At 57.6% G+C, this 15914-nt stretch carries 13 protein-coding genes; 4 read left to right on the forward strand and 9 right to left on the reverse strand.

What is annotated here, in order from left to right:
- Positions 1-35: 35 nt before the first annotated feature.
- On the reverse strand, positions 36-338 hold the full coding sequence (locus KDX30_RS08800; protein WP_049826745.1) for an ArsR/SmtB family transcription factor: 303 nt from the start codon (positions 336-338) through the stop codon (positions 36-38).
- Between the two features lie 85 nt (positions 339-423).
- Between KDX30_RS08800 and KDX30_RS08805 the strand changes: the two genes are divergently transcribed.
- A complete protein-coding gene (locus KDX30_RS08805; RefSeq protein WP_027898516.1) occupies positions 424-1512 on the forward strand; it encodes an NADH:flavin oxidoreductase/NADH oxidase in 1089 nt (362 codons plus the stop codon).
- 81 nt (positions 1513-1593) lie between these two features.
- On the opposite strand, the gene KDX30_RS08810 is transcribed toward KDX30_RS08805, so the two are convergent.
- Positions 1594-2493 (reverse strand): polysaccharide deacetylase family protein, encoded by a 900-nt coding sequence (locus KDX30_RS08810; protein ID WP_231675557.1) that lies wholly within the window; start codon positions 2491-2493, stop codon positions 1594-1596.
- A 534-nt stretch (positions 2494-3027) separates the two neighbouring features.
- Here KDX30_RS08810 and KDX30_RS08815 point away from each other — a divergent pair.
- Positions 3028-3465, forward strand: a complete 438-nt coding sequence (locus KDX30_RS08815; protein ID WP_049826748.1) for a response regulator — start codon at positions 3028-3030, stop codon at positions 3463-3465.
- 133 nt (positions 3466-3598) lie between these two features.
- Here KDX30_RS08815 and KDX30_RS08820 read toward each other — a convergent pair whose 3' ends face one another.
- The 6 genes from KDX30_RS08820 to KDX30_RS08845 all read right to left on the reverse strand — a co-directional run bounded on the left by KDX30_RS08820 (position 3599) and on the right by KDX30_RS08845 (position 11503).
- Entirely contained in the window at positions 3599-6697 is a 3099-nt protein-coding gene (locus KDX30_RS08820; RefSeq protein WP_231675558.1) for an error-prone DNA polymerase, read from the reverse strand.
- Positions 6694-8109, reverse strand: a complete 1416-nt coding sequence (locus KDX30_RS08825) for a Y-family DNA polymerase (RefSeq protein WP_231675559.1) — start codon at positions 8107-8109, stop codon at positions 6694-6696. The genes KDX30_RS08820 and KDX30_RS08825 overlap by 4 nt, the downstream gene beginning before the upstream one ends.
- A 9-nt stretch (positions 8110-8118) precedes the next feature.
- On the reverse strand, positions 8119-8736 hold the full coding sequence (imuA, locus tag KDX30_RS08830) for a translesion DNA synthesis-associated protein ImuA (RefSeq protein WP_231675564.1): 618 nt from the start codon (positions 8734-8736) through the stop codon (positions 8119-8121).
- A complete protein-coding gene (lexA, locus tag KDX30_RS08835) occupies positions 8736-9353 on the reverse strand; it encodes a transcriptional repressor LexA (protein WP_027898521.1) in 618 nt (205 codons plus the stop codon). Before lexA ends, imuA begins: the two co-directional genes overlap by 1 nt.
- 65 nt (positions 9354-9418) lie before the next feature.
- The gene (locus tag KDX30_RS08840; protein WP_231675560.1) at positions 9419-10099 is read right to left on the reverse strand and encodes a hypothetical protein; all 681 of its coding nucleotides are present in this window, start codon (positions 10097-10099) and stop codon (positions 9419-9421) included.
- Positions 10100-10384: 285 nt separating this feature from the next.
- The gene (locus tag KDX30_RS08845) at positions 10385-11503 is read right to left on the reverse strand and encodes an MFS transporter (protein WP_122708873.1); all 1119 of its coding nucleotides are present in this window, start codon (positions 11501-11503) and stop codon (positions 10385-10387) included.
- A 357-nt stretch (positions 11504-11860) separates the two neighbouring features.
- On the opposite strand from KDX30_RS08845, the gene KDX30_RS08850 reads away from it, so the two are divergent.
- Positions 11861-12133 (forward strand): DUF1652 domain-containing protein, encoded by a 273-nt coding sequence (locus tag KDX30_RS08850; protein ID WP_164581409.1) that lies wholly within the window; start codon positions 11861-11863, stop codon positions 12131-12133.
- 102 nt (positions 12134-12235) lie between these two features.
- On the opposite strand, the gene KDX30_RS08855 is transcribed toward KDX30_RS08850, so the two are convergent.
- A complete protein-coding gene (locus KDX30_RS08855) occupies positions 12236-14728 on the reverse strand; it encodes a UvrD-helicase domain-containing protein (protein ID WP_231675561.1) in 2493 nt (830 codons plus the stop codon).
- Positions 14729-15007: 279 nt separating this feature from the next.
- Between KDX30_RS08855 and KDX30_RS08860 the strand changes: the two genes are divergently transcribed.
- The gene (locus KDX30_RS08860; RefSeq protein WP_027898526.1) at positions 15008-15703 is read left to right on the forward strand and encodes a pirin family protein; all 696 of its coding nucleotides are present in this window, start codon (positions 15008-15010) and stop codon (positions 15701-15703) included.
- The last annotated feature ends 211 nt before the right edge of the window (positions 15704-15914 follow it).

Genomic DNA, 15914 nt, shown 5'->3' on the forward strand with positions numbered 1-15914 from the left:
GCCAGGTGGGTCAGGCCTTTCTATCGTTTAAATCTTCAGGCCCTTTGGGCAAGGATCGCGGCCATCAGCCCCGGAAAACGGTCTTCCAGATCATCAGTGCGTAGCGAGTTCATGTGCGTGGTGCCCACGTTCTGGGTCATGACCAGGCCTGCATCACGCAGCACCCGAAAATGATGGGACATACTCGACTTGGGTCTTCCACCGTCAAGCTCGCCACACGTGGCCTGAGGCACGCTGCCTAAATAACGGACTATCTCCAGGCGAACCGGATCGCTCAGGGCGTAAAACACTCGCTCGAGTTCGAAGTCGCTGGCGGGGGGATGTTTGAATGGGCGCATGGGGTGAATCATACACGGGGCTTTACCGAACAGCCATTGTTCGAATAGTATCGAACAAACGAAACGTCATCCCGAGGTCTGTTCAATGTCCGCGCTATTCCAACCCTACACCCTGAAAGACATCACGTTGCGCAACCGGATTGCGGTTCCGCCGATGTGCCAATATTCCGCAGTAGACGGCCTGATCAACGAATGGCATCAGGTGCATCTGGCCGCCCTCGCGCGCGGCGGTGCAGGCCTGGTGATCGTCGAAGCAACCGCTGTTTCGCCTGAAGGCCGGATTACTCCGGGCTGCACCGGGATCTGGAACGACGAACTGGCTCAAGCGTTTGTACCGGTCGTGCAGGCCATCAAGGCAGCAGGTTCAGTGCCCGGCATTCAGATTGCCCACGCAGGTCGCAAAGCCAGCGCCAACCGTCCATGGGAAGGCGATGATCACATCGCGGCTGATGATGCTCGCGGCTGGCAGACCATCGCGCCCTCCTCCATTGCCTTCGGCGCTCACTTGTCAAAACAGCCAACGGCCATGACGCTGGACGACATTGCCCGTGTTCGCGAGGATTTCGTCGCCGCAGCCCGTCGCGCCCGAGATGCCGGTTTTGAGTGGCTGGAACTGCACTTCGCTCACGGTTACCTGGCTCAGTCGTTCTTCTCCGAACACTCCAACCACCGTGAAGATGCCTACGGCGGCAGTTTTGAAAACCGCAGCCGTTTCCTGCTGGAAACCCTGGCAGCCGTCCGTGAGGTCTGGCCAGAGCATCTGCCGCTGACCGCACGTTTTGGCGTGCTGGAATTTGATGGCCGCGACGAACAGACGCTGCTGGAATCCATCGAATTGACCCGCCAGTTCAAAGCGGCCGGCCTGGACATGCTGAGTGTCAGCATTGGCTTCTCCATTCCCGATGCCAACATTCCCTGGGCTCCAGCGTTCATGGGACCTATCGCCGAGCGTGTAAGGCGCGAGGCCGACATTCCGGTTTCGTCTGCATGGGGCTTTGGTTTCCCGGGCATCGCCGAGCAAGCGGTCAAAGACGGTCAACTGGATCTGGTCATGGTCGGCAAGGCTCACCTGGCCAACCCGCACTGGGCTTATTTCGCGGCTAAAGAACTGGGCATTGATCGCGCGTCCTGGACATTGCCTGCGCCTTACGCTCACTGGCTTGAGCGCTACTAAGCGTCAGTAATACTAGCGACAGGCTAAAAGCAGAAAGGCGACCATGGTGTCGCCTTTCTGCTTTTTAGCGGCTGAATGTCGTTATCTGGAATCGTTATCCCAGACCCAGCCCCACACTCCAGGCAAGTGAACAGCTACAGCGCTGGTGGGTACGGTTCGGGACAGTGCAGCTCGTTGCAGCTCGGCGCGGTCATCGTAAAACGGCTTGGGGGCAACTTGCAGGCCGGTTGTCTGAGCGCTGTCCAACAAAATCTGCAGGTATTCCCGGGTATGCCGTGCGGTGTATCGATTCAGGTCATGAAAGGTCACCACAATCGGAATGGCGCCATCTACAGCGTGAAACTCACCGCTGGCAACACGCTCGCGCACTTCAGACATTTCCCTGAGCATGTGGGCACGTCGGCGCGGGCTGGCGTTGAAACCCCAGATTTTTCCGTCATTGGCGCTGATATCGGTCAACAGCACCTGCATCCCATGCCGCTGGTACGCGGCAAACGTACGCTGATCGTAGTTCCAGAACGGTGGGCGGAGTAACGTCGGCGGGCTGCCCATGTTTGACGCGATGATCGCGCTGCCCTGTTGCAGGGATTGTTCCAGTACTTCGTCACTCAGGGTGCGGTGGTTGGTGTGTCCGGGCGTGCCCGAATGAAACCCCAGGATGTGCCCCGCAGCGGCTTCACGGCGCATGATTCTGCGACCACGGTCACTGTTGCCCGCGCGCGTGGCACCAGTCTGAACGAAGAAAACCGCTTTGATATCGTTCTGCACAGGGTTCTGCGCAAGACTGTGCAGCACTTGAATCGTCGGATTGGCCAGGCTGGATGCACTCGGACCATCATCGAAGGTCACAACAAAACGGATCGGCGCTTGCTGGCTCAAGCGTTCCCGGGTTTGCTGAGTCAGAGGAACAGGCGTTGCAATACACCCGACGAGCACCACTGACAGGATTAACCCGGACAAAACAGCACAGAGACTTCGCATTGACGGGGTATTCCGGGTGACGGAGGCGCGGGATGATGGCAAAGAAAGCGAGTGTATACGTAGGCCATTTAGCTGTGTAGTGCTGGATGCCTGTGCCACGTACGTTATCGCCTGGCCCCGGACATACCGAGGACAGGATCTGTAGGAGTGAGCTTGCTCGCGATAATGGTAGACCTGCCAATACATTACCGTCTGGCCTGACGCCATCGCGAGCAAGCTCACTCCTGCGAGAGTATTCATTCAACCCGAATAATCGTGCCCGGTTCTGATCCAGTTCACAGGTCCATCCACTTCTGCTTTATTTCATGACTCTGGTTGATTCCAATCGTGATAACTTTCCTGCCTGAATGGCTTTAACGGATGTTTTTGCCCTTTTCAGGCAGAGATAAACAAACCGACTGTCTGCAACTCGTCGATTTTTATAAAAAAATGAATTTTTTCGGGTTTGTTTTGTTCAGATATCGGGGAGCAACAAAATGGATCCACGTTGCTGTGCTTCCCGATTTTTAATGTATGAGGCTGAGGAAGGGAAAAATGACTCAATCACCGCAGTATGGGGAGTCCTCGCAAAACCAGGATCTGATCTTGATCGTCGAAGACGAACCGATGATCCGGGACTTTGTGCAGGAGATTCTGGAGTTCGAGGGCGGCTTCAGGACTGAGTCTGTGGAAAATGCCGATCAGGCGGTTGAGTATCTCGAGAAGCATGCGGCGGATGTCTCGCTACTGCTGACCGACGTACGCATGCCCGGCAGCATGGATGGCATTGCTTTGGCGAATATGGTTGCAACCAAATGGGGCATCCCCATAGTTGTTATGTCAGGGCATGGAACACCGGGTAGCGACCAGTTGCCTGCGGATGTTCTGTTTATCGCCAAACCCTGGACCATTTCCCAATTGCTTGATGGTGTCGACGAGACGCTAAGCGCCAGTAAAGCTCCACTGACCGTACCCGCCAGCGAGTCTCGCTGAAAAACGCAGCCTGAAATTCCCGAACTGCCTTTCAGATCTCAAAACCTTGAAGGCCGTTGCAAGACGTTAAATCATCTGCCAGCCAGTCGGCACCCTGCCCTTCAATCAACACGCCGAATGGCTGGCAGATGGTTTATTTAAAGTCCCGACTGCGTATATCCAGCCCTGTCAGCAACGGCGTCAAGTTGTATAGACGTTGAGCAATCAGGTGGCGCACGCCGCCCTGCGACTCGAGACGACCAAATACCTGAAGCAGTTGCGAATCCACAAGCACTTTGCGCTGCCGTTCGGCCAGATCGCGCCAGACCACTACGTTAACCATTCCAAACTCGTCCTCAAGGGTTACGAAGGTCACGCCGCTGGCTGTTCCAGGACGCTGGCGACCGATCACAAGCCCGGCAACGCTTAACGTGCGGCCATGTTCGAGGTCCAACAGGTCTTTTGAGCTGCGAAACCGTTTGGCAGACAACTGTCGGCGCAACATCGCCAACGGATGTGGGCCCAGCGTGGTGCCAGTCGTGGCGTAATCAGCCATCAAGTCCTGGGCGACTGTCGGCAATGGCAATGCAACCTGCGTTTCCACGACACTGTGCTCCGGGCCGAACAAGGGGCGTTGTGCCTCAACACCCGCGACTTCCCAGCGGGCCCGATGACGATGCCCGATCAGGCCACGCAAGGCTCCGGCATCAGCCAGTTGCTCCAGCGCCCGAGCGCCCAGCCCCGCGCGCTGACTCAAGTCAGTCGCGTCCACTAAAGCACTTCGCGCTCTGGCCGCTTCAATCCGCTGACCATCTTCTTCGCGAAAACCTCGAACCATGCGTAGCCCCATGCGTAATGCCAGGGAGCGGTTCCGGTCAGGATGATCTACAGGCTCAAGAGAGCAATCCCAGTTGCTATAGCGCACGTCGACCGGACGAATTTCGATGTGGTGACGACGCGCGTCTTGCAGGATTTGATCTGGACTGTAGAAGCCCATCGGCCAGCTGTTGATCAGCGCACAGGCAAAGGCCGCAGGTTCATGGCACTTCAACCAGCAACTGGCGTAAGTCAGCAAGGCAAAACTGGCGGCATGAGACTCCGGAAACCCGTAGCTGCCAAAGCCTTTGATCTGCTCGAAGATTCGCTGAATAAAGGCAGGCTCATAACCATTCGCAGTCATTCGCTCGGCGAGACGCACCCGATGTGGCTCCAACCCGCCGTGACGCTTCCAGGCGGCCATCGAGCGGCGTAATTCATCCGCCTCGCCGGGCGAATAGTCCGCAGCGATGATCGCCACCTCCATCACCTGCTCCTGAAACAACGGTACGCCCAGGGTACGCTTGAAGACTTTCTCCAGTCTGGGCGGATAGGTCACTTCCTCTTCGCCATTGCGCCTGCGCAGATAAGGATGAACCATATCGCCCTGAATAGGCCCCGGCCGGACAATGGCCACCTCGATTACCAGATCGTAAAACTCCCTGGGCTGCATACGGGGCAGCATCGCCATCTGCGCACGGGATTCAATCTGAAAAACGCCGATGGTGTCCGCACGACTGATCATTTCATAGGTGGTCGAATCGTCCACCGGAAGTGTCGCGAGGGTCCAGTCATTACCCCGATAACGGCGCACAAGATCAAAGGTGCGACGCAACGCGCTGAGCATGCCCAACGCCAGAATATCGACCTTGAGCAAGCCGACGGCGTCCAGATCGTCCTTGTCCCACTGGATGATGGTTCGATCAGCCATAGCGGCGTTTTCAACCGGCACCAGGGTGTTGAGCGGATGTTCGGAAATCACGAAACCACCGGGGTGCTGCGACAGATGCCGGGGAAAGCCAATCAGTTCGCCGGTCAGTGTCAGTACCCGATGTAGGATCGGCGTTTGCGGATCGAAACCGCTTTCACGCAGGCGCTCCGCCGATGGCAGCTCATCGCTCCAACTGCTGAAACAATCGGCCAGCGCATTGATCTGATCAGCCGGTAACCCCAGCACTCTGGCGACATCACGTACCGCGCCCGTGCCGTGGTAAGTACTCGCCACAGCCGTCAGCGCTGCCCTGCCCCGGCCATAGCGTTGAAATACGTACTGCAAGACTTCTTCACGACGCTCATGCTCGAAGTCCACATCGATATCCGGCGGCTCATTACGCTCCTTTGAAATGAAGCGCTCGAACAGCAGGTTGCTTTTTTCCGGGTTCAGTTCGGTGATACCCAATGCAAAGCAGACCACCGAGTTGGCCGCAGAGCCACGGCCCTGACAAAGGATGTGGCGGCTGCGAGCGAACTGGACGATGTCGTGAACCGTCAGAAAATAGCTGTCGAACTTCATCTCGCTGATAAGGCCCAGTTCCTTTTCGATCTGTGCCCGGGTTTCGACTGATGGCCCAAGTGGCCAACGCTTGCGCACACCTTCCTCGGTCTTTTCCCGCAACCACGAAGTGGACGTGTGCCCGACTGGCACCAGTTCGCGGGGATACTCGTAATTCAACTGTTTCAAATCGAAGCAGCAGCGCCGGGCAATGCGTGCGGTTTCAGCCAACAGCGCTTCAGGATAGAGCGCTGCCAAAACCTTGGGTGAACGCAAATGACGCTCGCCATTGGCATACAGATGATGGCCCGCTTCGGCCACGGTTGTGTGATGGCGGATAGCGGTCATGGTGTCTTGCAAGGCCCGTCGACCCCGCGCGTGCATGTGCACATCACCGCTGGCGACGGCTGGAATCTGCAGGGTTTGCGCCAGAGCCAGCAGTGTTTCCAGACGATGCCGATCATCGGGCCCACAATGCAACTCAACGGCTAGCCACAATACATCCGCAAAATGGCTGCTCAGCCACCGGCCTTGCTTTTCCAGGGCGCTGGCTGCCAGCCCGGTATCCGGAACCCACAACGCCAGCAGCCCTGGCATTGGCTGGCTGAAGTCGTTACGAAAGAGTTGATATTGCCCCTTTTTGGCTCTGCGTCGGCCTACGGTGATCAACTGGCAAAGCGCCTGATAGCCCTGAAGGTTTTCCACCAGCAGAACAACCTTGGGGCCGTCAGCGATCTGTATTTCGCTACCGACGATCAAGGGTAATTCAGTTTTTTTCGCGGCCTGCCAGGCGCGGACGATTCCGGCGAGGGTGCACTCATCGGTGATCGCCAGCGCCGAATAGCCGTGGGCTTTGGCGCGCTCGAACAGCTCGATGGCACTGGATGCCCCGCGCTGGAAACTGAAGTTCGACAGGCAGTGCAGTTCGGCATAGTGGTCGCTCATGCGAACCAGCCGTGCAGTAACAGGTCGCCTTGCGCGCCAACAGGACGATAAGCCCAGCCACGTTGTCCGCTGCGCGTTTCAACCAGAAAATAATCGCGCCGCACATCGCCACCGTCCCACCAACCCGATTCGATACGCTCGGGGCCGGCAAGAATGCGCGTACCTACGCCCTGTAACGGCTGCGGCTCAGGTAATAACCAACCCGGCCTGGGGACTGTGGGCGCATCGGGCCTGGCCTTGGTCAGCACGTTACGTTGCCATGCGCATTCAGGGCGATGGTCGGCATGCATCTGCAATGCATTGACCGAATCATCGCCCAATCTAGCCCGCAATCGTTCGCGCAGTTGCTCCCAGGGCAAAGCCTGTTGTGGGCGCTCATCGAAAAGCTCCCGATGGGCAGGCACAAAAGCTGGCAGATCCCGGGCCAGCAAGCGTACGGCCTTCACGGGTGATGTCACCTGGATTTGCTCAAGCCTGCCTCTGGCCAACTCAAACAGCATGCCCGCCTCACGCTCGGCACTGAGCAACCCGACAGGCACAACGCTGTCGGGCCCTTCGTTATGCTCAAGATACAGGCCAAAACGCTGCACGCCACTGTCACGCCCGGCGAGGAATGCGGCCAGATCGGCAATGAGACGCTTGAGGGGAAACAGCAACGCCTGATGAGACTCGACATCGAAATTCAGCTCGATGCGCACGTCGAAATAATCCGGAGGCACATAACACTCCAGGGCCACCGGACGCTCGCCCAACAGTGAATCCAGATGCTGCAGGACCTGCGCCGGGAAACGTCGGGCCAGGGTGTCGCGTGGCAAGCCCAATACCTGACGCAGGTTGCGTAAGCCCATACGGGACAGCGCTACGGCGACTTCACGGCTCAGGCCCACACGGTCCAAGGGCATTTGCTCAAGCTTCTGGCGTAGATCGCGGGGGCATATAACGGCCAGTCCGTCGTGGGCATTGGCCAACATTCGCGCCGCCACGGGGTTGGGGGCGACGACGATGCGATGGCTGAAGCCCAGCGCACTCAGTTCCTGGCGCAATCGCGCTTCAAACACCGGCCATGGCCCGAACAGGCCTAGACTGGATTCAATCTCCATCAACAAAACCCGCGGATACTTGAGGCTGACCTGCGAGCTGAAACGATAGGCCCAGGCAGCCAATAACCGGTGCAGGCGTTCGGTTTCAGGAGGATCGTATTCGACCGTGGCGAAATCCCTGACCAGCACCTGCGCACTGGTCAGCGACTGACCGGAGCGCAGGCCAAGTGCCCGAGCCGCCGGGTTGATTGCTTGCAGGATGCGTCGCTGCGCACTACCGCTCACCAGCGCCAGTGGCTCATCAGGCTCGGAACGACGGCGCATGACGCCGTCCAGTGCCATTTGTGGCAGCAGGACACAGGCCCACAACATAGGCGAACCTCAGACGTCAGTAGAGAACGGAATGGGAGAAACCGGTGCCAGACCGCCACGGCATTTGAGTACACGTAATTGCTCAGGCCGGGTATCGATGGCGATTCGCAACGCTGCGGGTGACGGGTTGTGCAACGCCGTCATGGGCCGACAGGCGAAAGCCAGGGTCTGCCCCGTCTCGGCGGCGACTTGCAACCGGCGCAGGGCGCGATCATCGGCCTGACGTGGCCAGCACAGCACAGCCCCGCAACTGCCAGAGCGCAGACATTGCTCGACAGCCCACAGCGCATCACGATCACTGGCCTGGACCAGGCTGACCTGACGCATGTCTATCCCGGCCGCCAGCCAGGCCTGGGGATAAGGAATGTAAGGAGGCGCCACGAGCACCACACGTTCGCCGCTGTCGGTCAGTCTGGCCAGTGTCGGCCACAGCAGACGCAACTCACCACTGCCATCGGCCGCGATCAGGATCTCGCTGAGTGCCGACGCTGGCCAGCCGCCCGCAGGCAAGACGTTGTCCAGCGCTGAATGGCCAGTAGGCTGCAAGCCGACGGGCGCTGCGGGCTGCCGGCCTTTCCAGACCCGGCGCTCGTCGAGCAGCGCATCGAGACTGACCACGGCGCCCATCATGCACGCCTCACCAGACCACAGAACACACCCTCAATGGCAAAATCCTGATCTGCCTCTACCACGATGGGTGCATAGGCCGGATTGCGCGGCAGCAGAACAAAGGCATCGTGGCCCTTTTGCAGCCGCTTGATCGTCACTTCACCGTCGAGTCGTGCTACCACGATCTGACCGTCATGGGCATCGCTGCTGCGGTGTACGCCCACCAGGTCGCCGTCAAGGATGCCATCCTCGATCATCGAGTCTCCCTGAACACGCAGCAGGTAATCGGGAACGCGGGAGAAGGTACTGCGGTCCAGCAGCAAGGTATCGTGGTAGTCCACATCCGGCCCGATCGGCATGCCCGCAGCCACACGGCCCATGACAGGGATTTCCAGCAATTCGGGCCGCGGTGCGGACTGAATCAGGCGAATACCCCGAGCCTGATTGGGCATAACCTCGATCAGGCCCGCTTCGGTCAGGGCGATAATGTGTTTGCGGGCCACACTGCGCGAAGCAAAACCAAAGGCTTCGGAGATTTCGGCCAGGCTCGGGGATTGACCTTGCTGCGCGATACGGTCGCGGATGAAGGTCAGGATGGCGCTGCGTTTGGGAGATAATGTGCTCATGGAGCACATTTGTACTCCATTGCATTATCTGTGGCTAGAGCATTTGGTCGCCGAGTCTTGCGGCACTCGAAAAATCAGCTCGGGCAGCCCTCGGCACCGTTGTTCAGTCCTTGCTTGTAGTTCTCGTATTCCAGCGAAGCTTTGCCGTTAACCCATCTGAGGGTCAGGACCAGCACTGAATCGAAGTCATCACCGGTCCAGTCATCCAGAAGTTTGATTTTCTCTCCGGAAGCCTCTTCAGCCACCTTATTGATCAATTCGGGCAGATAGCCGTGGGACCAGGCCGTATAGATGGTTGCATCGTGATACTTGTCGCGCATCAACTCATCAGCCAGCGCGCCGGTGTCATTGGCACCGTAGTCAATATTGACTGGCAGACCCAGTTTGATGGCGCTCGGGCCAACCGTCATCAATGGCCGCAGGTAGCTATAGGAGAGATCACCCTCGCCCTCTTCTACATGACGGCTGGGGTTGGCGGCAAAAATGAAATTGGCTTTACCGAATTGTCGCGGCAGCAACTCGGACAGATCAATGGCGCGGTTCAGGCCCTGGCAATTGAGTTGCCCAAGCCCCATGGAAGGTTTCTCCGCATGGCGCATGAATACCAGTGTCTGAACACCATTCTTGGGTTCGGCATGTACGCCTTTGCCCAGGCTGAACAGTGCGATAGAGGATGCGACCAGTGCGGCAGGAAAAAAAAGCCAGGCACAGCGGCGCTGAAACCGGCTGAGGATGGGGAATTTTGAAATTTTCATGGGTCTCTGATTCTGATGTGCAGTAGTGAGGTGCGTAGCGTGAAATGCCTCCCTGACCGGGTCAGCTACCCCGTGCAACTCCCTTCTTCGAGCACTCCGAAGCGTGTCCCTGATACGCCCCACAGCCTAACGCGCACATGTTTCGATCTTGTTGACGTGCCCATAGGAGTCAAAATCGCCCCTAAGGTTTCACGGGAAGCCCTCAAAAGTCCGAGAAATCAAAGGATAAGGTGTCATTGAATGCGTGTTTTCTCCCGAACAAAACACTGAGCCTGCTTCGGTCTTCTACTTGCGAAGCCCGCAAAATACGGCACTGAGCGCTACCGCCAGACCTGCCAGAGCATACACCCATACCGCCGATGTCACAGGTAACAATAATCCCGCCAACAAAGGCCCGATGCCCGCACCGATATCCCGCCACACAGCATTGGCGGCCAATGCCTGTACGCGGTCAGGCCCGGGGTTGCGCTGGGCAACAAGCGTCGTCACCAGCGGCAGTTGCACGGCACGTAGAACCAGCACCCCGCCTGCGCCCAGTATCAACCAGTGAGAGCCGAATGCGATGAGTGCAAGACACGTCAACAGAGAGCAGACCACCAGCATGCGCACGGCGCCAAAGTGGTCCGCAGCACGACCGCCAACAGGACTCAGTACCATCTCTGAAACATAACGCAGCGCCAGCAGAACACCTGCCACGATAACGCCGTTCCCGCCCATCACGGTCTGCGCCTGTAAAGCGAGACTGAAGATAAACAAACCGTCCAGCGCAACGCCTTCGATGAATGACCAGATGGCGACACTGTCCGGGGCTTTAAAGCGTCGACCTGTGGGGGCAGGCATGACATGCGGGCTGTCAGGCAACCCTCGTGCAAGCCACCAGCCGACAAGTGCAGCAACGGCCAGCAGCATGAAAATTACACGCGGGCCATACTCGATGCTGATCAGAGCACCCAACGGCAGCGCAATCATGGGGCCGATAGCGATAAATGCCCTTGAGCGCCCCGAGCGGTGTGCGGCACCCGCCAGTTCCGAAGTTGCCAGCACCTGGGTCGAAAGATTCATGGCTGCATAGGCGAGTCCCCACCCGAGACGCAGAATCAGTAGCCACCAGAAGCCTGAAATGAAGGCATTGCCCAAGGCACAAACAGCAGCCGTTGCTGCAGCCAGCATTACTGTGGGCCGATCACCATGACGTGCGTAAAAGCGCACCACGTAGCTGTACCCGAATATCCGCACCAGCCGATTGGCCGCCAACAGCACACCCGCTTGTGCGAGGCTGATACCAAAAGCCTGAACGTGCATGGGAAGTAACAGATACAGCAAAACATCGCTGGGTAGACACAGCGCCAGAACAATTGCGGAACGACGGGAAGCTACATCAACGGTGCGCGGAGCCGAAGCCATATCCAGAAAGATCCGGTTACAAAGCGGAGCCGCAGCATGCCGTCTCAAGACGGGTAATGACAACCCTGTGACGACGCAAATAGCTTTTTCTGTGCCAGCGAATAACCGAAAGAGCCTTTAGGAATAACCAGCATGCTCCCCGTCAATTAATCAAAATATTTTCCATTTACAGCAAAAAAATCCCTACGAGTATTCCGCAGGAGTGCTACTTTTGCTCTTCGTAAGGACTGTTCGGAAATGTTGCAGGAAGGCACTCCGGCTGACGTAAGAATTCTCTGATTCATACCCGGCCACTCAGCTTTTGCTGCCGTCTCGACAGCTCCCTTGCCTCCCCATTTGAGCCATGCAATTGCTCGTTTGAAAGAGGTGGGCCTCATGAACAAAGTCACCTTCCCCAATGCTTGTCAGTTGATGCGCTGGTATTTCCATCCGGTGGGCTTTGAAGCCACGATGGACGCTCCCAGCAGCATGGTAGCCCGCCTGTTTGACCGGGCCAGTGGCGAGACAGTCATCGCTGTGGCCGGTCTGCGTTGCGCAACCGTGATGAACGCGACCGAGGTGGAGCTGATTATTGAGGCCATTGAGGCAGAACTGGATTCGTTCGTGCCGTTGCGAGCTGTAGGGACCTGAATCACCTTAGTGAAAGCTTTTCCTATAAGTGCTGGCACTGCGCTGCAGCCAAGCACAGCCCCCACATAAAACATTGCTGTATCAATGATATAGGGCCGATATCTAAACGCTTCCCTTATGAGCTCGCCGATCCTCGAAAAACGGCTTGTCTGCCGGTATCCGGTCCGAAGCCTTTGTCGTATTCACCCCTTCCTTCGCGCTGCCATCGATATACCAGTAGCAGTGCCGCACGGCCCGGGTGATCGCCACGTAAGCCAGACGCAGGACCTCGTCTTTCTGCGCATTGTCGAAAGCATCGGTATCTCCGGGATTGCCTAATCCGGCCTGACGATAAAGCTGATTCTTGTACGGCGAGTGAGTCAGATGCTGACAATCGCCCAGCAGGAATACTGCGTCAGCCTGCAGGCCTTTGGCGCTGTGATAAGTCAGTTGCTTAAAGCGACGAGATTGAGGCGTCAGCGCATAATCAGCATTCACTAAAGCTTGTAACTTACTGGACAACAACGCTTTATCGCTGCTCTTTCGGTACAGCAACAGGATCGAATCGCCGTCGTTGTAGTGCTCGATCAAACGCTCGGCCAGGGCCTCGTCATCTCTCTCCAGCACCGCAACCGGCAGCAACTCCTGCGCCGCACCGCTGGCTTTGGCTTTCTTGCCCGCAATGGCAGGTGCCGCGCGCACGATGTGCTCGGCCGCATCAATGATGTACTGATGACTGCGGTAATTGTCACTGAGCATGACCTTGGTGGTCGCAGGCGCCGGAAACTCCTTGGGAAACTCCATGAAGAATTTCGGTGAGCTGCCACGCCAGCCATAGATCGATTGCCAGTCATCCCCGACACACAGCAGCGAGGCATGCTGCGCGGTCCGCCCGATATGCAGATCAGACCCGCGACGCCGAATTTCACGCAAACAGGCGCGCACCCACGAAACGATCTGCGGCGAGACGTCCTGAAACTCATCGATCATCAAATGGGCCAACGGCCTGAGCTGATGATCGCCCACCAGCTTGAGGTTTTCCGGCGAGTTCTCGCCAAACAGGGCGAACATCCGGTTATAGGTCATCACTGGCGGCGTCTGGGTCAGCAAGTGATTTTCGAAGGCCTTCCAGAACAAACTTAGCGCTTCAAAGAAATAGCGGTCGGGATCGTTATTGGCAAAGCTCATTTCGGCAACGGCTGCGGGCACATCCAGCCCCAGGTTTTCAATAAAGCCAGCCGCTGCAACAAAGCTGTCCAGCAACGGCGCGGCGCTCAGATCGCCCTTGACCTTGTAATCGAACCCCGGGCCGGCAACTGCTGCGCCTGACAAGGACTGCAACACACGGCTACCCGCTTCATAGTTATCCAGCCAGATCAAAGGCTTGCGGCAGAAAGCTTGAAACAACGTGCGCTTGATGACCCACTCCGCCCAGATCGGCAGCTTCGCCCCCGGGCGTTTCATCTGCTGGTCTTCGGAGGGATCAAAGCCGAGTACCACCCAGGCATCCAGCTCTGCGATATAGCCGTGCAGATGAAAGCCAAAGCCGTTGATCTCGACAGTCTGCCGCATGGGTTCGACGCCTTTGATGGGCCAGGCCCTGGCACGAATCCACAAGTCTTCGATGGTGTCGCACAGCTCTTCATCGCGTTTGGCCGACAACTCGGTGACCGTCACCCGTTTCTGTACATCGGGGTGGTCGCGCTCCAGCTCCTTGAGCTGCAGCGCCTGGCGGTACAGCGGTGCCATCACATCGCGAAAACGCTCGTTACTGGCGTACAGGTCGCGATAACAGAGATTCAGTTGCTGACGCTGAGCGTCATTGATGCGCAGATCAAAAGGATTGCTGTCCGCACCCTCCTCCAGTCCCGCCGAGGATTGAGCGCCGAGGTTTTCAAAAGCAGTGAGCTTCTCAAGGCCCGGCATGCTGCGCACCAGCGGCAGAATCCGCGAGTGAAAGGTACGCACCACGTCCCGCGCCTGCTTCTGGTCCAGACTCAGGCCCCAGCAGGCAAATATCTCGACCAGTTTATTGACGAAGTCCTTGCGCGACTCGCGGGTGAAGGTCACCACGGTCATGGAGTCCAGTTCGAAACCCAGGTAATGACTGAGCAGCAGGATGCGCAATACCAGCGAAGTCGACTTGCCCGCGCCCGCCCCGGCGATGACGTAAGTCGATGGCGTGTCACTGAAAATCATCTTCCACTGCGCAGCGCTGGGTTGCGCATGGGCGGGTAACTTCTGCCCGACGTCGGCTTTCATGCGTTTCTTGATGTCGGCGCTCAGCGGCAGACGCCAGTCATCGAACAAATGATCATCGACTTTCGGCCCACGATGCTCATTCGGACGCGTGTCGCGGATCACCAGAACCTTGCGGCCCTCTTCGATACCGTCCAGGTGCCCCTCGGCGTAGCCCTCTTCGACACCCTGCAAGTGACCGTTGAGGTAACCGTCGGCATGGCCTTGAGTCCAGGACGGCGGATGTTGCGCGCCCAGACGATTCAACCCGCGCCCCAATAGTCGCGAGAGCAAGCGTTTGATCAGAGACAGCTGGTTGGGTGGCGTCAGATCGGATTCGGTATGGGCGGGAACATCAACAGGCAGATTGTCTGGCACGCAGGCTCCAGGGCACAGGTAAAACAAAAGTCGCCTATGGTCGCGCGATTCGACTTTCAGCTCCAGTAAATGCTTTTCGATCAGTCAATTAGCCGATCAACTGCAGGTCAAGTGGAGAATAACCCGCATCCGAAATATCGAATTAACAGATAGCTTAGAGCGAGTATTTACGCTTTTTATCGATACTTAGTTGATCAATCATGGCTGCCATCGATAACCGCACAACGTTCAGCAGCCCGGGCCTACCACCATGCCCGCTTCTGCACAGGAGGCCACACCATGCTGCAATTACGACCTTTCAACACTCTGGGCGGCGCCAACCACGGCTGGCTGGACGCACACCACCATTTCTCGTTCGCTGAATACTACGACCCAAAACGCATGAACTGGGGTCAACTGCGAGTCTGGAACGATGACGTGATTCAAGCCGGTACCGGCTTCCCGAAACATCCACACCGGGACATGGAAATCATCACCTACGTTCGTGAAGGTGCCATTACTCACGAAGACAGCCTTGGTAATAAAGGCCGTACCGAAGCAGGCGATGTACAGGTGATGAGTGCCGGGACCGGTGTTGCTCACAGCGAGTACAACCAGGAATCGACAGCGACCAAGATCTTCCAGATCTGGATCATGCCGAATGAAACCGGCGCAGCGCCTTCCTGGGGTGCCAAACCGTTTCCGAAAGGTGATCGCGAAGGTTTCGTGACCCTAGCAAGCGGCAAATCGGGTGATGACGTAAGCCTGCGTATTCGAGCGGATGCACGTCTGGTGGCCGCCAACCTGAAAGCCGGCGAAAGTGCCGAATACCAGATGGATGCCGGTCGACGCGCTTACCTGGTACCGGCGACCGGCAGCATTGAGGTCAATGGTTTACAAGCGAACGCCCGGGACGGCGTTGCCGTTGAAGACGAGCGCGTACTGCGAGTGACGGCTATCGAAGACAGCGAAATCGTACTGGTCGACGTGGCTTGAGTAATCGCTGCAAATGAAAAAGCCCGGACTCTCGCGAGTCCGGGCTTTTTTGTGGAAAACAACTTACTGAATTGACATGCATTTTCTGTAGGGGCGCCCCTGTCAGCCAGACGTCGTGCTGTCGTGCAGCGATCACGGACCCTGTAGGAGTGAGCTTGCTCGCGATAGCGGTAGACCTTTTGAGGAATTACCGTCTGGCCTGACGCTATCG

Source organism: Pseudomonas quasicaspiana (genome assembly GCF_021147825.1).
GTDB classification, from domain to species: domain Bacteria; phylum Pseudomonadota; class Gammaproteobacteria; order Pseudomonadales; family Pseudomonadaceae; genus Aquipseudomonas; species Aquipseudomonas quasicaspiana.